This window comes from Bradyrhizobium sp. TM102, from assembly GCF_009176685.1.
GTDB lineage: Bacteria > Pseudomonadota > Alphaproteobacteria > Rhizobiales > Xanthobacteraceae > Bradyrhizobium > Bradyrhizobium ottawaense.
The window spans coordinates 3,459,863-3,485,371 of the sequence record NZ_AP021855.1 but is presented as its reverse complement, the minus strand read 5'-3'; the positions used below and the strand labels follow the sequence as shown (position 1 = coordinate 3,485,371).

The window sequence follows — 25,509 nt, the reverse complement described above, 5'->3', positions numbered from 1 at the left end:
TGCACCGATTCTATGCGATCAGGATGAATTCGGCAAAACAATTGGCGAATTCGACACGCGCCCCGCGGCTAATCCTCGTCCTCGTCCTCGACCTTGTCGAAGAAGGAATAGCGCAGGCTGTCGGCGTCGGCGTACCACTGCCCCGGCCCCTTGTTGGCGGCGAGCGTCGCCTCCCAGAGCGCATCGGTGCAATCCTTGCGGTGCATCGAGAGGTCGAAACCGTTGCCGAAGAACAGTTCGGACCATTCCCACCACGTGCCGAGTTTCTTGACCCCGCGCAGGAGGTCGTAGCGGTCGATCAGCGCGGGCGCCATGTCCGAGGTAATCGAGCCGAACACGAGGCCGGTCTTGACCACGCGGTTCAGTTCCTTGATTGCGCGGACCACCTGCTTCGGGGAAACGTGGCAAAGGCTGGTTTCGAACACGAAGTCGAACGCGCCGTCCTTGAACGGCATGTCGGTGATCGAGCCGAGCTTGTTGTACTTCTTCAGCGCCTTCGGCGTCCTGGCGTGGATGGCGCGGTTGCTCTCGATGCCGAAGGCATCGATGCCGCGCTCGCGCAGCGCGCCGACCAATTCGCCGCTGGCCGAGCCCGCGACGAGCAGCCTGGCGCCCTTGGTCTTGCCCCAGACGATGCCGAGCAGCCGGGTGAGGTAATCGGGATCGGTGAAGTGGCGCCATGCCTCGTGATAGGGGCCGAGGCCGCGATAGTTCTCGAAATAGTCCCGATCGATCTTGTCGGAGAGCGGCTTGTCGTCCTGCGCGCGCTCGCGGCGCAGGCGCATCATCTCGGTCAGGATGATGTCGGTTGCCGCATCCGAGGAGTCGAGCAGGCCGTTCAGCGTCGAGTCGAACAGATAGTCGCCGACCACCACGATGCCGGGATGCTCCTTCGGCTCGGGCCGGTGATTGGTCATGACATCGCGCACCGGCAGGCCGCCCGGAATCGCGTTCACCGACGACAACCAGCGATGGATCTTGCCTTCCATGAAATGCAGGCGCGCATCGCCGAGCGAGGCCGGCAGCGATTTCAGCGCGGCATCGATCAGCTCCTGGTCGGACAGATTGGCGAAGGCCAGCGCGTCGGAGCCGGGAATCAGCCAGTTCAACACGCCGTGCTTGCCGACGTCGTGGCGCGCACCCTCGTTGTAGACGCAGCAGCCGCCGAAGGCTTCCGACATGAACCAGGCGCCTGGAATCTTCTCGCCCCAGAACGGCGTGTCGAACAGGATCGAGACGCGCAAATAGTGCGCGGGACGGTCGAAGTAAGAAACGTGCTTGACCATCGACTTGCGGAGCTGTTCGCCTTCCCACCCCATGGTGGCGAGCCAGGAATGCGGCAAGCAGACCAGCACGAGATCGAAGTCGCGCGTCTCCGGTCCCTTGCCGTTCATCATCTTGAGCTGGTAGCGGCCGGTCGGCGCCTTGCCGACGGTTAGCACGCGGTGATTGAGCTGGATGTCGGCGTTGACCTCCGACTGCAGGCATTCGATCAACTGCTCGTTGCCGTTCTGGATGGAATAGAGGCCGATATAGCCGTCGACATCCATCAGATAGTTCTTGAGCGCGTTGAGGCCGTTGGTGTTGTGGCTCTCGGTGGCGATGTCGGAGCGTGCCATCACCTTGAAGAACCGCTTTGCGGTTTCGTCCTCGACCTCCTCGTCGAGCACCTGCTCGGCGGTCTTGTAGGCCCAGGGATTCTCATTGTCGTGCGCGCCGACGCCCTCGTAATATTCGATCGGTGACATCGCCTCAGCACAACGCTTGCGGAACGCCTCGATCGCCGCGGCGGTCTTGGCGCCATACTTGCGGCGCATGCCCGGCACGTCGTCGAGAAGCTCGCCGCCGAACTGCACCTGCTCGGCATCCATCGGAATCGTCTGCAGCCCGAAATGCTGGATCAGCTCGCGCAGCGGATCCGGCCCGGTCATCGAGTAGTCGTAGATCTCGGCAACGCCGGCCTCGTACATCGCGGGCGCGGAATCGAATTTGCGGGTGACGATCTTGCCGCCGAGCCGATCGGAGGCCTCGTAGATGGTGACGCGACAGAGGTCGCCGAGCTTGCGCTTCAGATACCAAGCGCTCATCAGCCCGCCGGGGCCGCCGCCTACGATTGCAAGATCAAGCATGTGAGTTCCGTGGTCTCCGGCCCGCCCCCTTCACGGGACCACCGGTCTAAACTCTCCTAGCAGAAGCGCTTTTGCGGCTGAAGGAAAGATGAACAAAGGTTGATCTCGCATCGCAACAGACAAGCAAAGCAACAAAAAGGCCGGCTTTCGCCGGCCTTTTCATTGTCCTCGGTAGTCCTACGGATGAACGATCATTCCGCGGGCGGCAGCGCAGGAAGCTCCGCTTCCGGCGCGGGCGACACGACCGCCGCCTGCTTCTCGCGCTCGTCCAGGATCAGCTTGTCGCGCTTCATGGCGACTTCGCGAATCTTGGCCATGGAGGCGCCGGTGCCTGCCGGAATCAGCCGGCCGACGATGACGTTCTCCTTGAGGCCTTCGAGCGGATCGACCTTGCCGTTGACCGCCGCTTCCGTGAGGACGCGGGTGGTCTCCTGGAACGAGGCCGCCGAGAAGAAGGAGCGGGTCTGGAGGCTCGCCTTGGTGATGCCGAGCAGAACCGGCGTCCCCGTAGCGATCTTCTTGCCCTCTTCCTTCGCCTTCTCGTTCAGCGCGTCGAACTCGATCTTGTCGACCTGCTCGCCGGAGATCATGTCCGTGTCGCCCTGGTCGGTGACTTCCACCTTCTGGAGCATCTGACGGACAATCACCTCGATGTGCTTGTCGTTGATGAGCACGCCCTGGAGCCGGTAGACCTCCTGGATCTCGTTGACTAGGTAGGCCGCGAGTTCCTCGATGCCCTTGACCGCCAGGATGTCGTGCGGCGCCGGGTTGCCTTCCACGATGAAGTCGCCCTTTTCGACAACGTCGCCGTCCTGAAGGTGGATGTGCTTGCCCTTCGGGATCAGGTACTCGCGCGGCTCGTCGGTCTTGTCCATCGGCTCGATCGAGATGCGACGCTTGTTCTTGTAGTCGCGTCCGAACCGGATGGTGCCCGAGATTTCGGCAATGATCGCCGCATCCTTCGGACGCCGTGCCTCGAACAGTTCCGCCACCCGCGGCAGACCGCCGGTGATGTCACGCGTCTTGGCGCTTTCGGTCGAGACACGGGCGAGGATATCGCCCGGATTGACCTTGGCGCCGACGTCGACCGAGAGAATGGCGTCGACCGACAGCATGTAGCGGGCATCGCCGCCACGGGCGAGCTTGAGCACCTTGCCGTCCTTGCCCTTGACCACGATGGCCGGACGCAGGTCCGCGCCGCCGCGGGTCGAGCGCCAGTCGATGACCACGCGCTTGGCGATACCGGTGGCTTCGTCGAGCGTTTCCGAGATCGACTGCCCCTCGACCAGATCCTCGAAGCCGATGGTACCTTCGACCTCGGTGAGGAGCGGACGGGTGTAGGGATCCCACTCGACGATGCGCTGGCCACGCTTGACCATGTCGCCTTCGTCGACGTGCAGGCGCGAACCGTACTGAACGCGGTGCGTCGCACGCTCGGTGCCGTCGGCATCGACGATCGCCACCACCATGTTGCGCACCATCGCGACCAGGTGGCCTTCGCTGTTGCGGGCGATGGCCTTGTTCCGGATCACGATCTTGCCGTCGAAGTTGGCTTCGACGAACGACTGCTCGTTGAGCTGCGCCGCACCACCGATATGGAAGGTGCGCATGGTGAGCTGGGTGCCCGGCTCGCCGATCGACTGCGCCGCGATGACGCCGACCGCTTCGCCGTGGTTGACCGGCGTGCCGCGGGCGAGGTCGCGGCCATAGCACTTGCCGCAGATGCCGTTGACGAGTTCGCAGGTCAGCGCCGAGCGGATCTTCACCTCCTGCACACCACCCTGCTGGATCGCGTCCAGATGGCTTTCTTCCATCAGCGTATCGCGCTTGATGATCACCTTGCCGGAGCTGTCACGGATATCTTCGCAGGCCGTGCGTCCGAGGATGCGCGAGCCGAGCGAAGCCACCACGGTGCCGGCATCGACGATGGCGCGCATCTTGATGCCGAGCTTGGTGCCGCAGTCGCTCTGCGTGATGATGCAGTCCTGCGCGACGTCGACGAGACGACGGGTCAGGTAGCCCGAGTTCGCGGTCTTCAACGCGGTGTCCGCGAGGCCCTTGCGGGCGCCGTGGGTCGAGTTGAAGTACTCGAGAACCGAAAGGCCTTCCTTGAAGTTCGAGATGATCGGCGTCTCGATGATCTCGCCCGACGGCTTGGCCATCAGGCCGCGCATGCCGGCGAGCTGGCGCATCTGGGCCGGCGAACCGCGGGCGCCGGAGTGAGCCATCATGTAGATCGAGTTGATGTCGGCATCCGCTCCACTCGCCGTCTTCTTGGTGGAGGAGATCTCCTTCATCATCGCCTTGGCGATTTCTTCCGTGGCCTTCGACCAGGCGTCGACGACCTTGTTGTACTTCTCGCCATGGGTGATCAGGCCGTCGTTGTACTGCTGCTCGAAATCCTTCGCCAGCGTACGGGTGGTGTCGACGATCTTCCACTTGGAGTGCGGCACGACCATGTCGTCCTTGCCGAACGAGATGCCGGCCTTGAACGCGTTGTAGAAGCCGAGCGCCATGATGCGGTCGCAGAAGATCACCGTCTCCTTCTGGCCGCAGTGGCGGTAGACCTGGTCGATGACGCCCGAGATCTCGCGCTTGGTCATCAGCTTGTTGATGATCTCGTACGGGACGCGCGGGTTCTTCGGCAGCAGATTGCCGAGCATGACGCGGCCAGCGGTGGTCTCGATCCAGCGCTTCGAGATCTTGCCGGTCTCGTCGATGCCTTCCCACCGGTACTTGATCTTGGTGTGGAGGTGGATGACCTTCGCGTGCAGCGCGTGCTCGAGTTCGGCCATCTCGCCGAACACCTTGCCCTCGCCGGGCAGGCCTTCGCGCATGATCGAGACGTAGTAGAGACCGAGCACGATGTCCTGCGACGGCACGATGATCGGCTGTCCGTTCGCCGGGTGCAGGATGTTGTTGGTCGACATCATCAGGACGCGCGCTTCCAGCTGCGCTTCGAGCGACAGCGGGACGTGCACGGCCATCTGGTCGCCGTCGAAGTCGGCATTGAACGCGGAGCAGACCAGCGGGTGAAGCTGGATCGCCTTGCCCTCGATCAGCACGGGCTCGAACGCCTGGATGCCGAGACGATGCAGCGTCGGTGCGCGGTTGAGCAGCACCGGATGCTCGCGGATGACCTCATCCAGGATGTCCCAGACCTCGGGCCGCTCCTTCTCGACCAGCTTCTTGGCCTGCTTCACCGTGGTGGACAGGCCCTTGGCGTCGAGCCGCGAATAGATGAACGGCTTGAACAGCTCGAGCGCCATCTTCTTCGGCAGGCCGCACTGATGCAGGCGCAGCTCGGGACCGACCACGATCACCGAACGGCCCGAATAGTCGACACGCTTGCCCAGAAGGTTCTGACGGAAGCGGCCCTGCTTGCCCTTGAGCATGTCGGCGAGCGACTTCAGCGGGCGCTTGTTGGCGCCCGTGATGACGCGGCCGCGGCGGCCGTTGTCGAACAGCGCATCGACCGCTTCCTGAAGCATGCGCTTCTCGTTGCGGATGATGATGTCGGGCGCGCGGAGCTCCATCAGCCGCTTCAAGCGGTTGTTGCGGTTGATGACGCGGCGGTAGAGGTCGTTCAGATCCGACGTCGCGAAGCGGCCGCCGTCCAGCGGCACCAGCGGACGCAAATCCGGCGGAATCACCGGGACCACGGTCATGATCATCCATTCCGGCTTGTTGCCGGAGTGGCGGAACGCTTCCACGATCTTCAGGCGCTTGGCGAGCTTCTTGTGCTTGATGTCGGAGTCGGTCTCCTGCATCTCCAGGCGCAAGGTCGCCTCGAGCTTCTCGAGGTCCATGCCCTTGAGCAGCTCGCGGATCGCTTCCGCGCCGATCATGGCGGTGAAGCTGTCCTGGCCGTACTCGTCCTGCGCCTTCAGATACTCGTCTTCCGACAGCAGCTGGCGGTCCTTCAGCGCGGTGAGGCCCGGCTCGAGCACGACGTAGTATTCGAAGTAGAGGATCCGCTCGAGATCCTTCAGCGTCATGTCGAGCAGCAGGCCGATGCGCGAGGGCAGCGACTTCAGGAACCAGATGTGGGCGACGGGGGCTGCGAGCTCGATATGGCCCATGCGCTCGCGCCGGACGCGCGACAGCGTGACCTCAACCGAGCACTTCTCGCAGATGATGCCCTTGTACTTCATGCGCTTGTACTTGCCGCACAAGCACTCGTAATCCTTGATCGGCCCGAAGATGCGGGCGCAGAACAGGCCGTCGCGCTCGGGCTTGAAGGTGCGGTAGTTGATGGTCTCCGGCTTCTTGATCTCGCCGTAGGACCAGGACAGAATCTTCTCTGGAGACGCGATCGAGATCCGGATCTGGTCGAAGACCTGAGCCGGCGTCGTCGGGTTGAAGAGATTCATAATTTCTTGGTTCATCGTCTTCTCCTCGCGTGCCGGTCGCCTCCGGCCGCAAATTCGAAAATCACTCAAGCAGGGCGCCCTGCCCTCAAGGCATCGGGAGGGGCGCCAATGCCCGGCCGTGAAGGCCGGGCATGAAAGGTCGTGTTACTCGGCCGCTTCCGACGTCGGCGCCGGTCCAACCTTGGAGTTGTGCAGGTCGACGTTGAGGCCGAGCGAGCGCATTTCCTTGACCAGCACGTTGAACGATTCCGGAATACCGGCCTCGAACGTGTCGTCGCCGCGCACGATCGCCTCGTACACCTTGGTACGGCCGGCGACGTCGTCCGACTTCACCGTCAGCATTTCCTGGAGCGTGTACGCCGCGCCGTAAGCCTCGAGCGCCCACACCTCCATTTCGCCGAAGCGCTGGCCACCGAACTGCGCCTTGCCGCCCAGCGGCTGCTGGGTGACGAGCGAGTACGGACCGATCGAACGCGCGTGGATCTTGTCGTCCACGAGATGGTGCAGCTTGAGCATGTAGATGTAGCCCACTGTCACCTTGCGATCGAACGCATCGCCGGTACGGCCGTCATAGACGGTCGACTGACCCGAAGCGTCGAGACCGGCAAGCTTCAGCATCTCCTCGATGTCGGCTTCCTTGGCGCCGTCGAACACCGGCGTCGCGATCGGCACACCGCGGCTGAGGTTATGGCCGAGCTCGATCAACTCGTTGTCGTTGAGCGTCTTGATCGTCTCGTCCTCGCCGTAGACCTTCTTCAAGGTCTCCTTCAGCGGCTTGATGTCCTGCTTCGACAGGTACGCATCGACGGTCTGGCCGATACGCTTGCCGAGGCCGGCGCAGGCCCAGCCGAGATGGGTCTCGAGGATCTGTCCGACGTTCATGCGCGAAGGCACGCCGAGCGGGTTGAGCACGATGTCGGCGTGCGTACCGTCTTCGAGGAACGGCATGTCCTCGATCGGCACGATCTTCGACACCACGCCCTTGTTGCCGTGGCGGCCGGCCATCTTGTCGCCGGGCTGGATCTTGCGCTTCACCGCGACGAAGACCTTGACCATCTTCATCACGCCGGGCGGCAATTCGTCACCGCGCTGAAGCTTCTCGACCTTGTCGAGGAAGCGCTGTTCCAGCCCCTTCTTCGACTCGTCGTACTGCTTCCGCATGGCCTCGATCTCGGCCATCAGCTTGTCGTTCGGCGAGGCGAACAGCCACCACTGCGACTTCGGGTACTCCTCGAGCACCGCACGGGTGATCTTGGTGTCCTTCTTGAAGCCCTTCGGGCCGGCAATGCCCTGCCGCCCTTCGAGCAGCTCGGCAAGACGGTTGTAGACGTTGCGGTCCAGGATCGCCTGCTCGTCGTCGCGGTCCTTGGCCAGACGCTCGATCTCTTCCCGCTCGATCGCCAGCGCACGCTCGTCCTTGTCGACGCCGTGACGGTTGAACACGCGCACTTCCACGATCGTGCCCTGCACGCCCGGAGGAACGCGCAGCGAGGTATCGCGAACGTCGGAAGCCTTCTCGCCGAAGATCGCGCGCAGGAGCTTCTCTTCCGGCGTCATCGGGCTCTCGCCCTTCGGCGTGATCTTGCCGACCAGGATGTCGCCGGCGCGCACTTCCGCACCGATGTAGACGATACCGGCTTCGTCGAGGTTCTTCAGCGCTTCTTCCGAGACGTTCGGAATGTCGCGGGTGATTTCCTCAGGTCCGAGCTTGGTGTCGCGGGCCATCACCTCGAACTCTTCAATATGAATCGAGGTGAAAACGTCTTCCTTCACGATCCGCTCGGAGAGCAGGATCGAGTCTTCGAAGTTGTAGCCGTTCCACGGCATGAACGCGACGAGCACGTTGCGGCCGAGCGCGAGCTCACCGAGATCGGTCGACGGACCGTCGGCGATGATGTCGCCCTTCTTGACGATGTCGCCGACCTTCACCAGCGGACGCTGGTTGATGCAGGTCGACTGGTTCGAGCGCTGGTACTTCATCAGACGGTAGATATCGACGCCCGACTTGGTCGGATCGAGATCTTCCGTGGCGCGGATGACGACGCGGGTGGCGTCGATCTGGTCGATCACGCCCGAACGGCGCGCCGCGATCGCGGCGCCCGAGTCACGCGCAACCACGCCTTCCATGCCGGTGCCGACGAACGGCGCCTCGGCACGAACCAGCGGCACCGCCTGGCGCTGCATGTTCGAGCCCATCAGCGCGCGGTTGGCGTCGTCGTTCTCGAGGAACGGGATCAGCGCCGCGGCCACCGAAACGAGCTGCTTCGGCGAAACGTCCATGTAGTCGACCTTGTCGGGCGTCACCGGCAAGACTTCGCCGGCATGACGGCAGACCACGAGGTCTTCGGTGAAGCGGCCCTTCGGGTCGAGCGGCACGTTGGCCTGCGCGACCGTGTAGCGGCCCTCTTCCATCGCCGAGAGATACACGACCTCGTCGGTGACGCGGCCATCCTTGACCTTGCGATACGGCGTCTCGACGAAGCCGTACTTGTTCACGCGCGCGAAGGTCGCGAGCGAGTTGATCAGGCCGATGTTCGGACCTTCCGGCGTCTCGATCGGGCAGATGCGGCCGTAATGCGTCGGATGCACGTCGCGCACCTCGAAGCCGGCGCGCTCGCGGGTCAGACCGCCCGGTCCAAGCGCCGAGAGACGACGCTTGTGGGTGATCTCGCTGAGCGGGTTGGTCTGGTCCATGAACTGTGAGAGCTGCGAGGAGCCGAAGAACTCGCGCACGGCGGCAGCCGCCGGCTTCGCGTTGATCAGGTCCTGCGGCATGACCGTGTCGATGTCGACCGAGGACATGCGCTCCTTGATCGCGCGCTCCATGCGCAGCAGGCCGATGCGGTACTGGTTCTCCATGAGCTCGCCGACCGAACGCACGCGGCGATTGCCGAGATGGTCGATGTCGTCGATCTCGCCCTTGCCGTCGCGCAGATCCACCAGCGTCTTGATGACGGAGAGGATGTCTTCCTTGCGCAGCGTACGCTGGGTGTCGGGCGCATCGAGGTCGAGGCGCATGTTCATCTTGACGCGGCCGACCGCGGAGAGGTCGTAGCGCTCGGCGTCGAAGAACAGCGACTGGAACATGGCCTGCGCCGAATCCAGCGTCGGCGGCTCGCCCGGGCGCATCACGCGGTAGATGTCGAACAGCGCGTCTTCACGCGTCATGTTCTTGTCGGCCGAGAGCGTGTTGCGGATATAGGCGCCGACATTGACGTGGTCGATGTCGAGCAGCGGCAGTTCCTTGTAGCCGTGCTCGTTGAGCACCTTCATCGACTTGTCGGTGATTTCCTCACCGGCCTCGGCGTGGATCTCACCGGTCTTCGGGTTGACGAGGTCCTCGGCGATGTAGTTGCCGACCAGTTCCTCATCGGCCATGCGCAGCGCCTTCAGCCCCTTCTCCTGGAGCTGGCGGGCGGCACGGACGGTGAGCTTCTTGCCGGCCTCGAGCACGACCTTGCCGGTGTCGGCATCGATCAGGTCGTTGATGGTCGAGTAGCCGCGGAAACGGTTGGCGTCGAACGGAACGCGCCAGCCTTCCTTGGTCCGCTTGTAGAGGATCTTCTTGTAGAACGTCGACAGGATCGCCTCGCCGTCGAGGCCGAGGGCGAACATCAGCGACGTCACCGGAATCTTGCGGCGGCGGTCGATACGCGCATAGACGATGTCCTTGGCGTCGAACTCGATGTCGAGCCAGGAGCCGCGATACGGGATGACGCGGGCGGCGAACAGCAGCTTGCCCGAGGAATGGGTCTTGCCTTTGTCGTGATCGAAGAACACGCCGGGCGAGCGGTGCATCTGCGAGACGATGACGCGCTCGGTGCCGTTGACGATGAAGGTGCCGTTCATCGTCATGAGCGGGATATCGCCCATGTAGACGTCCTGCTCCTTGATGTCCTTCACCGACTTCGCGCCGGTTTCCTCGTCGATATCGAACACGATGAGGCGCAGCGTCACCTTGAGGGGAGCCGCGAAGGTCATGCCGCGCTGGCGGCACTCGTCGACGTCGTATTTCGGCTGCTCGAACTCGTAGCGGACGAATTCCAGCATCGAGGTGCCCGAGAAATCGGAGATCGGAAACACCGAGCGGAACACCGCCTGCAGACCCTCGTCGAGACGGCCACCCTGGGGTTCATCGACCATCAGGAACTGGTCATAGGACGCCTTCTGAACCTCGATGAGGTTCGGCATCTCGGCGACTTCCTTGATGTGTCCGAAGAACTTGCGAACGCGTTTGCGACCGGTGAATGTCTGCTGCGCCATCGTGGCCTCTCATTTTCGTCGCCCGCTCTGGGCGAACCGTCCGAGACGCGGCTGCCACCGCTCCCCGGGTTGAATTTTTCGAACCCGCTTTGGGGGCCGGAGACTCAGCTTCAGGCCGGAATGTCCTGAATCTGTTCTTCAGACCTTCAAAACGCAAAACGACGCGCGGGGCGCTGGTGCGCGCCCGCCCGTCACAACGATCGTTTCACGGACTGCAAAAGCCCGAAATAGCTTGCTCTCCCAACGGCTTACAGGGAATCCGCTATCCCTGCCCACCGCGCTTTCGTGCTGCCGAACCGATATGGGGCGACAATAGTGGAGATTCGAGGGGCGAACCCTCAAATCCCCACACTTTTTCGTGTTCGGCCTGCGTCGGGACGTTCCGTCGCACGCCTTTTGCATCAGGCTCGCCCCTTTTTGAGGGGCAAGCAGGATCTCGGACCAAGCTTACGCTCGCCCGAGACCTCGCCAGTAAGCGGTGCTTACTTGAGCTCGACCTTCGCGCCAGCCTTCTCGAGCTGGACCTTGATCTTGTCGGCTTCGTCCTTGTTCACGCCTTCCTTGACAGGCTTCGGCGCGCCCTCGACGAGGTCCTTTGCTTCCTTCAGGCCCAGGCCGGTGATGGCGCGGACTTCCTTGATGACCTCGATCTTCTTGTCGCCGGCGCTGGCGAGAACGACCGTGAACTCGGTCTTCTCTTCCGCCGGAGCGGCGGCAGCGCCACCACCAGCCGGGCCGGCCACGGCGACAGCCGCGGCAGCCGAAACGCCCCACTTTTCTTCGAGGAGCTTCGCCAGTTCAGCGGCTTCGAGCACGGTGAGGCTCGAGAGGTCGTCAACGATCTTCTGCAAGTCAGCCATTGTTCAGTTTCCTTACGTGTAAGTCTGGTTCGGGTTTGAGTTTTGCGAAGGGCGTCAGGCCGCTTCGCCCTTTGAGGCATGAGCCTGGATGACGCGCGCGAGCTTGCCCGCGGGCGCATTGGCGAGCTGAGCGATCTTGGTCGCCGGGGCCACAAGCAGGCCGACGATCTTGGCGCGCAGTTCATCAAGCGACGGCAGCGAGGCAAGCGCCTTCACGCCGTCGACATTCAGGACGGTCTTCCCCATCGAGCCGCCGACGATGACGAACTTTTCGTTCGCCTTGGCGAATTCGATGGCGACCTTTGGCGCCGCTACCGGATCGTTCGAAGTGGCGATCACGGTCGGTCCCTTCAGCATGGGGCCGATGGCAACGACGTCAGTGCCTTCAAGAGCAATTTTGGCGAGACGGTTCTTCGAGACCTTCACCGAAGCGCCAGCCTGCTTCATCTGCATGCGCAGCTTCTGCATCTGGGCGACGGTCAGGCCGGAATATTGAGCAACGACCGCGACGCTCGTGGTCTTGAAGACCCCGTTGAGCTGTTCGACCGCTTCCTTTTTTGCCGCTCGTTCCACAGCAAGCTCTTTCCGGTTGGCGGTCATCGCGAAAAGCGGGACCGCCGGGTTGCACCCATCGCCCCACCCAAAACCTGAACCTCCGGGTCAAAACCCATCGGACACGCGCCGGGCGAGACGACGATTCAAAGCCTGCCCTCCGGGAGCTCGTGAGAGCCCACGGCGTGTCGAGGTCCGAACCAGACCCGTTTCGCAACCACCCTTAAGGTGGAAGGCGAAGTGAAATCCGGTCTTCACCCGTCTATGCAGGCCATGCGATTAAGCCCTTGAGAAATCGAAATTCCCCGCAGGCGCCTGCAGTCTTGGACAGGACAAGGTCAGCCGGCGAACCGCCCGACCTCTGCCCGCACTCCACCAGCCGACGGGTCTTTCTTCCTTTTCGGGCAAATCCTCACGGACGTCCTGAAAAGGAATTTCTCCTGTCTTCGGTTTTCGGAATGCGTGCACGAACGCGCCAGCCGAGGCCGGCACGTCCGGAAGCGGTTCTTTAACCGCTCCGTGCCTGCTTGCCAAGAGCAAAATTCACACCAGTTCCAATCCGTTGCCCTGGGCGCTTGATCCGGGCCGATAAGGACCGATTCAGGCCGATTTGACCGCATGAGGCAGCGGCCTGCCCTCGAAGGACGCGGTCAGATTGGCCAAGACGCAGCCTTGCATGGCGACGTGCGATTCGAGGGTGTGGCCGCCGATATGGGGGGCGAACACCACGTTCGGCAGCGCGGTCAGGGCGTCGGGGGCGTGCGGTTCCTTCTCGAAGACGTCGAGGCCGGCGCCGGCGATGGTCTTGTCGGTCAGCGCCGCCACGAGCGCCTTCTCGTCGATCACGGAGCCGCGGGAGATGTTGACGACGTAGCCGTCCGCGCCGAGGCGCCCCAGGATATCGGCATTGACGACGTGCTGGGTCTCGGCCCCTGCCCGGACCGCGATCATCAGCACGCTGCACCAGTCAGCCAGTGCCTCCAGGGTCGGGAAATATTGATAGGGCAGATCGTATTTGCTGCGGCTGAAATAGCCGATCTCGCTCTCGAAGGCGGCGCAGCGCGCCGCGATCTTGCGGCCGATTTCGCCCATGCCGTAGACGCCGATGCGGCGGCCGGGCATGCCGGCCTGCGGCCGCATCATCGGCGATTGCTTCGACGCCGCCCAGTCACCGCTGCGGACATATTGGTCGGCCACCAGGATCCGCCGGGTCGTCGCCAGCATCAGGGTCATCGCGATGTCGGCGACCGAGGCCGCGTTGGCGCCCGGGCTGTGGCCGACCGCGATGTTGCGGCTGGCTGCCGCCTTCAGATCGACGCCGTCATAGCCGGTGCCGTAGCAGACGATCGCGCCGAGCTTCGGAAACAGGTCCATCGCCTCCGCGCCGAGCGGCGAGCCGCCTGCGGTCAGCAGTGCGCGGATGCCACTGAGCTCCTCCGCCGAAAACACCTCGCTAGCGGGCTTGCCACCGGTGTCGAGCAATTCGAACCGCTCGGCGAAACGCGCCATCATCGTCTTGGGAAAGCGCGAATAGATCAGGACCTTGTCAGCCATTGCTCTTGTTTCCGGTGAGCCCTGCCACAAACGACGAGGGGCGGAATCGGTTGCCCAATTCCGCCCCTCGCCTCATGCAATTTTCAGACTTAGCCGAGAATGGTGCCCGGCTCGACCTTCACGCCGGGGCCCATGGTCGAGGACACCGCAACGCGCTGGATGTAGGTGCCCTTGGAACCGGCCGGCTTCGCCTTCGAGACAGCATCGGCCAGAGCCTTGATGTTCTCGACCAGCTTCTCCTCGGAGAACGAGGCCTTGCCGACGCCGGCCTGCAGGATGCCGGCCTTCTCGACGCGGAACTCGACCGAGCCGCCCTTGGCACCCTTCACCGCACCAGTGACGTCCATGGTCACGGTGCCGATCTTCGGGTTCGGCATCAGGCCGCGCGGGCCGAGCACCTTACCGAGACGGCCGACCAGCGGCATCATGTCGGGGGTGGCGATGCAGCGGTCGAAATCGATCGAGCCGTTCTGCACCTTCTCGACCAGGTCCTCGGCACCGACGACGTCGGCACCAGCAGCCTTGGCCTCATCGGCCTTGGCACCGCGGGCGAACACGCCGACGCGGAGCGTACGGCCAGTGCCGTTCGGCAGGGTCACGACGCCGCGGACCATCTGGTCGGCGTGACGCGGATCGACGCCGAGATTGATCGCGACCTCGATGGTCTCGTCGAACTTCGCTTTCGCGCGTTCCTTGACCATCTTGATGGCGTCCGCGAGCGGATAAAGCTTTTCGCGGTCAACACCTTCGCGGGCTTTGTTCAAACGCTTTCCGATTGCCATGACCGCTTACCCCGCCACTTCCAGGCCCATCGAACGGGCAGAGCCCTCGACCATCTTCATGGCCGATTCGATGGAATCGCAATTGAGATCCTTCATCTTCTTCTCGGCGATCTCGCGCACCTGCGCCTTGGTCACCTTGCCGGCCTTGTCGCGGCCCGGCGCCTTCGAGCCGGACTGGATCTTGGCGGCCTGCTTGAGGAAGAACGACATCGGGGGCGTCTTCATCTCGAACGTGAACGAACGATCGGCGTAGATCGTGATCACGACGGGAATCGGGGTGTTCTTCTCTTCCTTCTGGGTCTGCGCGTTGAACGCCTTGCAGAACTCCATGATGTTGAGACCGCGCTGACCGAGCGCGGGACCGATCGGGGGCGAAGGATTCGCCGCACCGGCCGGGACCTGAAGCTTCAGGTATCCGGTCACTTTCTTTGCCATGTATCACTCCTGTTGTGCCGGCAGGCTGCCAGCGGTTTCAGGTTCGTGGTCTGGGTCGGATGCGGCTGGCAACCGCCCTCTCCCTCCCACGGCCTCTTGCTAACGCGAGACCGAAGTCTCACGCCTCGTCCGGTCAGACCTTCTCGACCTGACCGAATTCCAATTCGACCGGCGTGGCACGGCCGAAGATCGACACCGCGACCTTCACGCGCGAGCGCGCCTCGTCGATTTCCTCGACGACACCCGAGAACGAGGCGAACGGGCCATCGGCCACGCGCACGTTCTCGCCGATCTCGAACGACACCGACGCCTTCGGCCGTTCCACGCCTTCCTGCACCTGGTGCAGGATGCGCATGGCCTCGGATTCCGAGATCGGCATCGGCTTGTTTTCAGCGCCGAGGAAGCCCGTGACCTTCGGCGTGTTCTTGATGAGGTGAAATGCTTCGTCGGTCAGCTTCATCTTCACCAGCACATAGCCGGGGAAGAACTTGCGCTCGGCGTCGATCTTGCGGCCGCGGCGCACTTCCGTGACCTTCTCGGTCGGAACCAGCACCAGCTCGAACAGTTCCTCGAGCCCGCGCTGCTTGGCCTGCTCGCGGATCGATTCGGCGACCTTCTTCTCGAAGTTCGAGTAGGCGTGGACGATGTACCAGCGCTTGTCGGACAGTTGAGCGGTTGCGGTTGCCATCAGTGAATGCCCAGAAGGTAAGTGATGAGGACACGGATGATCTGGTCGGCGGCGAAGAAGAAGATCGAGGCCACGGCGACCATGACGAACACCATGATGGTGGTGATCGTGGTCTCGCGGCGGGTCGGCCAAGTGACCTTGGCGGTCTCCGAGCGCACTTCCTGCAAGAACTTGAACGGGCTGACTGCCATCGTTTTGATGTCCAACGTCCGTCGACAGACGCGAATGAATTTCAGGGATCCGAACAGCCGCCGTTGGCCCAGCCCTCTGTCTCGAAGGATGAGCCGGAAACCGGGCTCGATTGTTCGGGGATTTCAAAGCCGCGCCGGAGATCCGCGTCTAACGGGCCGGCTGCGAGTGCGGGGTATCTACTGCGGATAGGACCAAAGGTCAAGATATAGAGAGCCCGACTGGACCAGCCGACCTTCCCGGGCGCTAGAGCAGAGCCCAGCCGGATCAAAGGCTTATCAACCCACCCTTCAGGGCGCAATCGCAGCGCCCGACCGGCTCCTTCCGGACGCTCCCCCGGAGCGCCCGCCTCGGCGCCGTTGCGCGGTCAATCGGCCCGCTCGACCATGGAAATGCCCGGCAGCGGCACCACGAACTTTCCGCCTTCGGCGAAGTAGCGGGCGTGCTTGGCCCGGATCGGGTCGACATAGCGCCAGGCGAAGACGACGACGAACGCCGGCTTGCGCTCGTAAAGGGCGGCAGGCGGCAGGATCGGGATGTCGTAACCCGGGCCGGCCATCACGTTCCCCTTCTTGGGATCGTCGTCGACCAGGAAGTCGATCTTGTTCTCCAGGCCGAACTGCGGCAGCAGCGTCGTGGTGCCGACCGAGACGCCGTAGCCGGCAACGAGCTGCCCGCGCGCATGGGCGGCATCAGCCATCGCGACCAGCTCGTCGCGGATCGCGGCGATCCGCTTCACATAGGGCGCATAATAGGCCGGCTGATCGACGCCCAGCCGTTCTTCCTCGGCGACGAAGCGCGCGACCTCAGCCGACGGCTTCTTGGCGCCACCGGCACGCTGCACGGTCACGCGGATCGAGCCACCCTTGGTCCAGATGTGCTGGACGTCGATCAGCTCCATGCCGAGCCGGGCAAAGAAGCGGATCAGCGGCTTGATGTTAAAATACGACAGATGCTCGTGATAGACGGTGTCGAGCAGGTTCTTCTCGGTGACGTCGACGCCGTATTGCGTTTCGAAGACGAACAATCCGTCCGGCGCGAGCACGTCGCGAACCCCGATCACCAGCGGATCGAGATTGTCGACATTGGCGATCATGTTGTTGGCGATCACGACGCTCGCCGCACCGTGGCTCTGCAGGATGCGGTGACCAATGGCATCGGTGAAGAAGTCGCCGATGGTCTCGATCCCCGCTTCCGTCGCGCGCTTCGCGATGTCCACAGCGGGATCGACACCCAACACCCGCATGCCGCGCTCTTTGAAGAAGCCGAGCAGCGATCCATCGTTGCTGCCGAGTTCGACGACCAGCGAGCCGGGCGCGACACCGAAGCGGCTGACGACGTCGTTGGCGTAGCCGGCGAAGTGCTCGCGCAGACCGAGCGAGAGCGAAGTGGTGTAGACGTAGTTGCGGTACTGGATCTCGGGATTACCGACATGGAGAATCTGGAGATGACCGCAATCCCTGCACAGATGCAGCGCCATCGGCACCGCAGCGCGGAACACGGGATCGTCGACGCTGGCGTCCGGGACCTGGAAGTTCGGCGTGCCGATCGGCATGCCTGCCATCGGGACGACAAGCTCCTGCTTGTCCGAATGACAGAGGCGGCAGGTGTGGCGGACGTAGAACAGATTTTTCATCGTGGAACCGAAAAATGAGATACGCGATCGGGTGAGGCAATCCCACCCCGTGAAGACCAGACCGCCAGCAACGGACTCAAGCGGGTCATGGGTGGCTCGAGACTTCCTTGCCCAGCCCGTCGTAGCTGGGGGCTTCCTCCGCCGCCTTGGCGGCCTTGTCCGCTGAATACGATCCGCGCTCCGGACTTGCCAGCCAGATCGCGCCGCCGACGAGCCCGATGATCACGCTGATGGCGCCCAGCAGCAGCGAAACCGACAGCGCCTCCTCGGAAGGGACACCCGCCAGACCGAGGCAGGCGACCATCGCCCCCTCGCGAACACCCCACCCGCTGATCGAGATCGGGACCGCCGTCAATAGCACCACGGGCGGAATCAGGATGCCGGCGTCCACCACCGAAAGCTGTGCTCCGACACCGCGCGCCAGGGCGAAGCAAGCCGCCGCGGTCACGAGATGGATGAGCAGCGCCGACCCGAACAGCAAAGCACGGCGCTCGGACTGCAGCAGGAGAAACCTGACCAGCGCTCCGAACCGGACGAAGCTTGCGATCGCCGGATGGGCGGTGAGGCGCTTGGGCAGACGGTCGAGCGTCAACAGAACCACGGTGCCGGCGACGCCGGCCAGCGTCAGCCCGCCGATGGCCAGGATCGCGGCCTGATCGGACACGCGCGACAACAGGAACGGCAATCCGGCCACCATCAGCGCGATCAGCCCGATCAATGCCGTGAAACGGTCGGCTGCAACGCCCTTGACCGCCTCCGGCCACTGCACGCCGCGCTGGCGCAGCAGCCACATCCGCACCGCATCACCGCCGACCGAGGACGGCAACACCTGATTGAACCAGAGGCTGATCATGAGGATCCGCCAGCCCGCGAGCCAGTCCAGCGACACGCCGAGCGCGCGCATGATCAGCTCCCACCGGCCGTTGAGCACGAAGGTCTGGAAGAAGATCAGCGCCAGCGCCAGGACGAACAGCAAAGGATCGACCGAGACGAGATGGCTGCGCAACCGCTGCAGATCGAGGCCGCGCGCGATGTAGACCAGGACGGCAATCGACAGCAGCAGCTTTACCGAAAACAGGGCCGCCTGTTTGAACCGCGACTGCATCGGATGCCCGCCTCAGGATGCCGGATATTCCGCGCGACCGATCACGAGGTCGATCGCGGCCATCATCCAGAACTGGTGCGTGGTCTCGACAATGTTGTAGCTGCGGCTATCGACGAAGAAATTGACGTCGCCGAGATTGCGCAGCGGATTGTCCGCATTCATGCCCGACAGCGTGATCACGTCGAGCTTCATCGTCCGCGCCTGCGCAACCGCGTTGAGAATGTTCTTCGAGCGCCCCGAGGAGCTGATCGCGACGAGGCAGTCGCCGGCACGCGCGCTCAGCCGCACGGCGTGCGCGATCCAGTCCTCGAATCCGTAATCGTTGGCAAGGCACGACATCATGCTCGCGTCGCTGAAGCAGAGCGCAGGCACCGATGCGTTCTTCGCCAGATCGATCGCCAGATGCGAAGCGATGCCGGCCGAGCCGCCATTACCGATGAAGATGACGCGGCCGCCCTGCTCGCGCGCGCGCAACCATGTGGCGCGGGTGGCGGAGATTGCGGCGAAAGCGCCGTCGTCGATCGCCGTCGCGCGATGGAGGCGCCCCACGTAATCGTCGAGGAAAGCCTTGTGATCGGGATCGACGGACACGGCGGGCATGGGCTGGCGGCTCGATTGCAACATGACCGGGTGATACCGGCTATTACCAAGGATTGCAAAGGTATAATACTTGCAAAGTCGGCGAGCGGCTGGTAGTCGGCTTTCGGGTTTCACTCAACATTGGCGGGCCTGTTTCGCTGGGCATTCGCGTCACGGATGTTCCTCATGAAATGCATCGTTACTGGCGGCGCCGGCTTCATTGGAAGTCACCTCGTCGATCGTCTCCTCGACGACGGCCACGAGGTCATCGCGCTCGATAATTTCGTGATCGGTCGCCCCGAAAATCTGGCCGCACGCGCCGGTTCGAGCCAGTTGAAAGTCGTCCGGGCCGACGTCACCGATCTCGAGTCGATCAAGCCGTATTTCCACGGTATCGACTGGGTCTTCCATCTGGCGGCGCTGGCCGACATCGTTCCCTCGATCGAGTCCCCGATCCCGTATCATCGCGCCAATGTCGACGGCACGGTCAACGTCCTCGAAGCGGCGCGGCACGCGGGCGTCAAGCGCTTCGTCTACGCCGCCTCGTCGTCCTGTTACGGCATTCCCGACGTCTATCCGACGCCGGAGAGCGCCGAGATTCGGCCGATGTATCCCTACGCGCTTACCAAGAATCTCGGCGAGCAGTGCGTCATGCACTGGTGCCAGGTCTACAAGCTGCCTGCGGTCGCGCTGCGCCTGTTCAACGTGTACGGGCCGCGCCATCGCACCACCGGCACCTACGGCGCCGTGTTCGGGGTGTTCATGGCGCAGAAGCTTGCCGGAAAGCCCTTCACGGTGGTCGGCGACGGCGAGCAGACGCGCGATTTCACCTTCGTCAGCGACGTCGCGGACGCCTTCGTCACCGCCGCGCGCTCCGATATCTCGCACGAGATATTCAACGTCGGCTCGGACAACACCTACAGCGTCAACCGGCTGGTCGAGCTTCTCGGCGGCGACAAGGTCCATATTCCCAAGCGTCCGGGCGAGCCCGATTGCACCTACGCCGACATCACCAAAATCAAACGGGTCCTGAACTGGACGCCGAAGGTGAAATTCGAGGACGGCGTCGCGACGATGCTGAAGTCGATGGATCAGTACAAGGACGCGCCCTTGTGGACGGTCGACAAGATCGCCGACGCCACCAAGGACTGGTTCAAATATCTCGGTGACGACGACGGCTCACCGCAGAAGGCAAGCTCTTGAACAGGCTCGTTGGATATCGTTGCTGCGAGTCGATCATTTCAGGCCGGCCATCTGAGACCTGCCGGCGCTTTGGGTAATCCACATGGGTAATGCTGCGACAGACAAGCCGACCGGCCATCCGGCACCGCACGACAAGATCAGGACGATCGAGGAACTGGGCGAGATTGCGCGCGCCGCGCAGGCCAAGGGCCTGACCGTCGCGCTCTGCCACGGCGTGTTCGATCTGGTGCATCTCGGCCACGTCCGGCACATCCTGGCGGCGCGCAACGAGGCCGACGTGGTCATCGTGACCATCACCGCCGACCGTTTCGTCAACAAGGGCCCGGGACGGCCGATCTTTCCGGAAAACATGCGCGCCGAGATGCTGGCCGCGCTCGGCACGGTCGACTGGGTCGGCATCAACCGGACCTCCAGCGCCGAGCCGGTCCTCGATACCGTGCGCCCCGACACCTACGTGAAGGGCTCGGACTACGAGAATCCCGAGGATGACGTCACCGGCAAGATCGCCACCGAGCGCGAGGCCGTCGAACGTCATGGCGGACGGATCGTCTTCACGCGCGACGTCACCTTCAGCTCGTCGTCGCTGCTGAACCGCTATTTCGACATCTACGACCCCCCCCTGCGCGACTACCTCCAGAAGGTACGCGAAGGTGGCGGCGCCGAACGCCTGCTGAAGCTGATCGACAAGATCCAGGACATGCACGTCGTGCTGGTCGGCGATACCATCATCGACGAATACCAGTACGTCACGGCGCTCGGGAAGGCTTCGAAGGAGAACATCGTCGCCACTCTGCTCAAGAATGGCGAGCAATTTGCCGGCGGCGTCATTGCCGCGGCCAATCACGTGGCGAGCTTCTGCAAGTCGGTGGAGATCGTCACGACGCTGGGCGGCAACGACTACCCCGAGGAGTTCATTCGCGCGCATGTCCGCCCGAATGTCACGCTGACGCCGATCCGCATTCAGGGCCGACCGACGACCCGCAAATTGCGGTACGTCGAGATGGGCTATCTGCACAAGCTCTTCGAAGTCTACACCATGGACGACACGCCGCTCGACGAGGCCGAGCGCAAGGAGATCGACCGAATCACCGCCGAGCGCGTTCGTGGCGGAGACGTGGTGATCGTCACCGATTTCGGTCACGGCATGATCGCGTCCAGCACCATCGACACGCTCATCGCGAACTCCAAGTTCCTGGCGGTCAACGCCCAGAGCAACAGCGGAAACCACGGCTACAATCTGATCACGAAATATCCGCGAGCCGATTACGTCTGCATCGACGCGCCGGAAGCGCGGCTGGCCGCGACCGACAAGTTCAGCGACATCGCGTCGGTGATCGAGAATCGCCTGCACGGCAAGATCGATTGCGACAACATGATCATCACGCACGGCTCCTTCGGCTGCTACCCATTCTCGTCGAAGACCGGCGTCGCGCGCGTGCCCGCTTTCACCAAGACCGTCGTCGACACGGTCGGCGCCGGCGATGCCTTCCTGACGATCACGGCGCCGCTGGTGGCGGCCGGCGGCAATATCGAGGACGTCGCCTTCATCGGCAACGCGGCAGGCGCGATCAAGGTCGGCATCGTCGGTCACCGCAACTCGGTCGAAAAGGCGCCGCTGGTCAAATTCGTCACCGCGTTGTTGAAGTAACGCGAACCGGAAATCTGGAGAACGACAGTGATTGATCAGAAATGGAACGTGATGGTCACCGGCGGCGCCGGCTATGTCGGCAGCGTGCTGGTTCCCCAGTTGCTGGCAGCGGGCCACAAGGTCACGGTGCTCGACCTGTTCATGTATGGCGAATCCGTCTTCGACGCGGTTCGCAACAATCCGAACCTTCGCCTGATCAAGGGCGACATCCGCGATGAGGCCGCGATCAACGAGGCCCTGCGCGGCAACAATGCGGTGATCCACCTCGCCTGCATCTCCAACGATCCCTCGTTCGAGCTCGATCCGGGGCTCGGCAAGTCCATCAACTACGACTGCTTCCGTCCGATGGTGCGCGCCGCGAAGAAGGCCGGCATCAAGCGCTTCATCTACGCCTCCTCCTCGAGCGTCTACGGCATCAAGGACGAGGCCGAGGTGACCGAGGAACTGTCCTGCGAGCCGCTCACGGACTACTCCAAGTTCAAGGCGATGTGCGAGACCGACCTCGCCGAAGAGGCCGCGGCCGGCTTCGTCACCTGCACGGTTCGTCCCGCCACCGTCTGCGGCTATGCACCGCGGCAGCGGCTCGACGTCGTGGTCAACATCCTGACCAACCTCGCGGTCAACACCGGCCGCATCCGCGTGTTCGGCGGAACGCAGAAGCGGCCCAATCTGCACATCGAGGACATGTCGGCGGCCTATCTGTTCCTGCTGCAGCAGGATGACGCGAAGATCGACGGCAAGACCTACAATATCGGCTACGAGAACCACTCGCTGATGAAGATCGCCGACATCGTCAAATCGGTGGTCGGAAACAACGTCGAGGTCGCCGTCGAGCCGACCGACGATCTGCGCTCCTACCACGTCTCCTCGGAGAAGATCCGCCGCGAACTCGGATTTGCACCGACGCACACGATCGAGCAGGCCGTGTCCGGCCTCGTGGACGCCTTCAGGTCCGGCCGCCTGCCGAACTCGCTCAACGATCCCCGGTATTTCAACATCAAGATGATGCAGAACATCAGCCTGAAGTGAGCGGCGTGCGGATCGGCATCGATTTCGACAACACGATCATCTGCTACGACAAGGTCTTTGCCGCCGCGGCGCGTCAGCGCGACCTGGTGCCGGAGGGCTGGGAGGGGCTGAAGAACGATGTGCGGGATCTCTTGCGATCCCGCACGGGTGGCGAACTCGCCTGGCAAGGCCTGCAAGGCTTCGTCTACGGCAAGGGCATTGGCGGCGCCGAAATTTATCCGGGCGTGCGCGAATTCCTCGCGGCGTGCAGACAGGCCGGCGCCAGGGTGTACATCGTCAGCCACAAGACCCGATTTGGCCATCAGGACCCCGACCATACCGACCTGCGCGAGGCCGCACGCGGCTGGCTGCGTGGCGCCGGCCTCATCGACGCTGCGGAGGCGGCAGTGGCCAGCGGCGATGTTTATTTCGAGGACACGATGGCGGCCAAGGTCGACAGGCTCGCGAGCCTGGAGCTGGACATCTTCATCGACGATCTCGTCGAGGTCTTCGAGCAGCCGCATTTCCCGAAGGACACGCGATCGATCCTGTTCACGCGTTCGCAGTCCCCGCACCCCGAACATTGCACGCCGATCGCGACATGGGCCGGCATCCGCGACGAGGTGTTTGCGGCATGAGCGAGCCCGACATCAGCGCAGCGGATGCGATCTCGATCGGCAGCCGCCTTGCCGGAGCAACGGTCGCGGCCGCCCACCCGGCGCGGTCCGGCGGCAACAACAGGGTGTTTCGGCTGGAGATGGCGGAGGGTCCACCCCTCGCCCTCAAGCATTATCCGTCCGACGGGCGCGACCGGCTGGGACAGGAATATGACGCGCTGACGTTTCTGTCGCGCCATGGGATTACATCGACGCCGCGGCCGATTGCAAAGGACGCGGATGCGTTCTGCGCGCTGTATCAATGGTTCGACGGTGACGCGGCGGTGCTGCGTCCCCGGGGCGACGATGCCGACCAGCTGGCCGATTTCCTGATCGAATTACAGAAGCTGCGCGACGCCGAAGGTGCGCAGACCTTGCGCAATGCGTCAGCCAGCATCTTTTCACCCGAGGAAGCCATCGCCCAGTACGAGCAGCGCCTCGACGGGTTGACGCGCGAGTCGCAGGATCACCCCGAGCTGCGTACGTTCATCGACGGCAGCCTGGTTCCCAGCACGGCCGTCGCCATCCGAAGGCTCCGCCAACGTTATGCGGAACTGGGGCGGGATCCCGCAGCGGATCTTCTGCCCGCGCATCGCGCATTGAGCCCGTCCGATTTCGGACTGCACAACGCGCTGCGCGGCGAAGACGGCCGCCTGCGCTTCATCGACTTCGAATATTTCGGGTGGGACGATCCGGTCAAACTGCTGTCCGATACCGCGATCCACCCCGGCAGCGATCTGCCCGCAACAAGCGCGAATCGCCTCATCGAACGCCTCACGCAAGCCTTTGCGGCTAGGGATGACGCGTTTGCGATCCGCCGTGACGTACTGTATCCTGTGTTCGGGGCGATCTGGTGCCTGATTGTCCTGAATGCCTATTTGCCCGAAAGCCGCTCCCGGCGCGCCTTGGCTGCGCAAGGTGGCGATCTGACGGTCCGCCTTGCCGGTCAGCTCGACAAAGCACGCCGGCTTCATCAAACGATTTGCCAACGTGATCCAGATCTCACCCCACGCTGAAGCCGCCCTCACCTGCACGCTGGACGAGCGCAGTCTCTATTTGCGCCGCCTGGTCCTTGGTTCTGTTCGCTCCGCAGGACGCGGCCATGTCGGTCCGGCCCTGTCGCTGATCGAAATGGTCCGCGTGCTCTACGACGACATCCTGCGGATCGATCCGAACAACCCGCGCGATCCGGAACGCGACCGCGCGATCCTCAGCAAGGGGCACGGGTGCCTGGCGCTCTACGCGCTGCTCGCCGATCGCGGCTTCTTCCCGCTGTCGGAGCTCGACGGCTTCTGCGGCTCCGACAGTATCTTGGGCGGACATCCCGAATACGGCATGGTGCCGGGTGTCGAGGCATCGACCGGCGCGCTCGGACACGGCCTGTCGATCGGCGTCGGCCTTGCGCTCGCCGCCCGCATGCGCGAGCGCAATTACCGGACCTTCGTGCTGCTCGGCGACGGCGAGATCAACGAAGGATCGGTGTGGGAGGCCGCCATGGGCGCGGCCAAGCACGGGCTCGACAACCTCGTTGCGATGATCGACTACAACAAGCTCCAGAGCTATGGGCCCACCGACTACGTGCTGCCGCTGGAGCCGCTTGCGGACAAATGGCGCAGCTTCGGCTTTGCCGTGCAGGAGCTCAACGGCCACGACGTCGGCGCCCTGCGCACCGTCCTGAAGCAGGTCCCGGCCGTGCCGGGCAAGCCCACCGCGGTGATCTGCCATACCGTCAAGGGCAAGGGTCTGCCGCCCGCAGAATCCAACGCCGACTGGCATCACAAGAACAAGCTGTCCGACAGCGAGCTCGACGCCATCCGCGTCGCCGTCGGCGATTTTTGATCGGCTCCCC

General features: G+C 63.4%; 19 protein-coding genes. 6 read left to right on the top strand and 13 right to left on the bottom strand.

Features of this window, described 5'->3' with window-relative positions; genetic code table 11:
* Nucleotides 1-68 precede the first annotated feature (68 nt).
* The 13 genes from GDN70_RS16490 to GDN70_RS16430 form a co-directional block, all read right to left on the bottom strand.
* Nucleotides 69-2,129 carry an FAD-dependent oxidoreductase gene (locus GDN70_RS16490; RefSeq protein WP_028141010.1) on the bottom strand — a complete coding sequence of 687 codons (2,061 nt, stop codon included), beginning with the start codon at nucleotides 2,127-2,129 and terminating at the stop codon, nucleotides 69-71.
* Between the two features lie 191 nt (nucleotides 2,130-2,320).
* Entirely contained in the window at nucleotides 2,321-6,517 is a 4,197-nt protein-coding gene (gene rpoC / locus GDN70_RS16485; RefSeq protein WP_028141011.1) for a DNA-directed RNA polymerase subunit beta', read from the bottom strand.
* A gap of 129 nt (nucleotides 6,518-6,646) precedes the next feature.
* The gene (gene rpoB / locus GDN70_RS16480) at nucleotides 6,647-10,765 is read right to left on the bottom strand and encodes a DNA-directed RNA polymerase subunit beta (RefSeq protein ID WP_028141012.1); all 4,119 of its coding nucleotides are present in this window, start codon (nucleotides 10,763-10,765) and stop codon (nucleotides 6,647-6,649) included.
* Between the two features lie 482 nt (nucleotides 10,766-11,247).
* Nucleotides 11,248-11,625, bottom strand: a complete 378-nt coding sequence (gene rplL / locus GDN70_RS16475; RefSeq protein ID WP_018322255.1) for a 50S ribosomal protein L7/L12 — start codon at nucleotides 11,623-11,625, stop codon at nucleotides 11,248-11,250.
* Between the two features lie 54 nt (nucleotides 11,626-11,679).
* A complete protein-coding gene (rplJ, locus tag GDN70_RS16470) occupies nucleotides 11,680-12,198 on the bottom strand; it encodes a 50S ribosomal protein L10 (protein ID WP_028141013.1) in 519 nt (172 codons plus the stop codon).
* A 579-nt stretch (nucleotides 12,199-12,777) separates the two neighbouring features.
* On the bottom strand, nucleotides 12,778-13,731 hold the full coding sequence (locus GDN70_RS16465; RefSeq protein WP_028141014.1) for a 2-hydroxyacid dehydrogenase: 954 nt from the start codon (nucleotides 13,729-13,731) through the stop codon (nucleotides 12,778-12,780).
* Between the two features lie 89 nt (nucleotides 13,732-13,820).
* Nucleotides 13,821-14,513 carry a 50S ribosomal protein L1 gene (gene rplA / locus GDN70_RS16460; RefSeq protein WP_014494487.1) on the bottom strand — a complete coding sequence of 231 codons (693 nt, stop codon included), beginning with the start codon at nucleotides 14,511-14,513 and terminating at the stop codon, nucleotides 13,821-13,823.
* 6 nt (nucleotides 14,514-14,519) lie between these two features.
* Nucleotides 14,520-14,948 (bottom strand): 50S ribosomal protein L11, encoded by a 429-nt coding sequence (gene rplK, locus GDN70_RS16455; protein WP_006611824.1) that lies wholly within the window; start codon nucleotides 14,946-14,948, stop codon nucleotides 14,520-14,522.
* Between the two features lie 133 nt (nucleotides 14,949-15,081).
* Entirely contained in the window at nucleotides 15,082-15,636 is a 555-nt protein-coding gene (gene nusG, locus GDN70_RS16450) for a transcription termination/antitermination protein NusG (RefSeq protein ID WP_008136441.1), read from the bottom strand.
* Nucleotides 15,636-15,827 carry a preprotein translocase subunit SecE gene (gene secE / locus GDN70_RS16445; protein ID WP_026202711.1) on the bottom strand — a complete coding sequence of 64 codons (192 nt, stop codon included), beginning with the start codon at nucleotides 15,825-15,827 and terminating at the stop codon, nucleotides 15,636-15,638. Before secE ends, nusG begins: the two co-directional genes overlap by 1 nt.
* Nucleotides 15,828-16,192: 365 nt before the next feature.
* A complete protein-coding gene (locus GDN70_RS16440; protein WP_028141015.1) occupies nucleotides 16,193-17,461 on the bottom strand; it encodes a class I SAM-dependent methyltransferase in 1,269 nt (422 codons plus the stop codon).
* An 85-nt stretch (nucleotides 17,462-17,546) separates the two neighbouring features.
* Entirely contained in the window at nucleotides 17,547-18,566 is a 1,020-nt protein-coding gene (locus GDN70_RS16435; RefSeq protein WP_028141016.1) for a lysylphosphatidylglycerol synthase transmembrane domain-containing protein, read from the bottom strand.
* A gap of 12 nt (nucleotides 18,567-18,578) precedes the next feature.
* Nucleotides 18,579-19,166, bottom strand: coding sequence for an SIS domain-containing protein (locus GDN70_RS16430; protein WP_240536482.1), 588 nt, complete (start codon nucleotides 19,164-19,166; stop codon nucleotides 18,579-18,581).
* A gap of 165 nt (nucleotides 19,167-19,331) precedes the next feature.
* Here GDN70_RS16430 and GDN70_RS16425 point away from each other — a divergent pair, with 165 nt between their 5' ends.
* The 6 genes from GDN70_RS16425 (at nucleotide 19,332) to GDN70_RS16400 (ending at nucleotide 25,499) form a co-directional block, all read left to right on the top strand.
* Entirely contained in the window at nucleotides 19,332-20,348 is a 1,017-nt protein-coding gene (locus GDN70_RS16425) for an SDR family oxidoreductase (RefSeq protein WP_095426287.1), read from the top strand.
* An 82-nt stretch (nucleotides 20,349-20,430) separates the two neighbouring features.
* Complete coding sequence (locus GDN70_RS16420; protein ID WP_028141019.1) at nucleotides 20,431-21,996, top strand: PfkB family carbohydrate kinase; 1,566 nt, start codon at nucleotides 20,431-20,433, stop codon at nucleotides 21,994-21,996.
* 27 nt (nucleotides 21,997-22,023) lie between these two features.
* Nucleotides 22,024-23,025 carry an NAD(P)-dependent oxidoreductase gene (locus GDN70_RS16415; RefSeq protein WP_028141020.1) on the top strand — a complete coding sequence of 334 codons (1,002 nt, stop codon included), beginning with the start codon at nucleotides 22,024-22,026 and terminating at the stop codon, nucleotides 23,023-23,025.
* Between the two features lie 5 nt (nucleotides 23,026-23,030).
* Nucleotides 23,031-23,642: a hypothetical protein gene (locus GDN70_RS16410; RefSeq protein WP_240536481.1), complete on the top strand. Its 612-nt coding sequence runs from the start codon at nucleotides 23,031-23,033 to the stop codon at nucleotides 23,640-23,642.
* Nucleotides 23,639-24,676 (top strand): aminoglycoside phosphotransferase family protein, encoded by a 1,038-nt coding sequence (locus GDN70_RS16405; protein WP_244625888.1) that lies wholly within the window; start codon nucleotides 23,639-23,641, stop codon nucleotides 24,674-24,676. Before GDN70_RS16410 ends, GDN70_RS16405 begins: the two co-directional genes overlap by 4 nt.
* Nucleotides 24,651-25,499, top strand: coding sequence for a transketolase (locus GDN70_RS16400; protein ID WP_080670094.1), 849 nt, complete (start codon nucleotides 24,651-24,653; stop codon nucleotides 25,497-25,499). Before GDN70_RS16405 ends, GDN70_RS16400 begins: the two co-directional genes overlap by 26 nt.
* The last annotated feature ends 10 nt before the right edge of the window (nucleotides 25,500-25,509 follow it).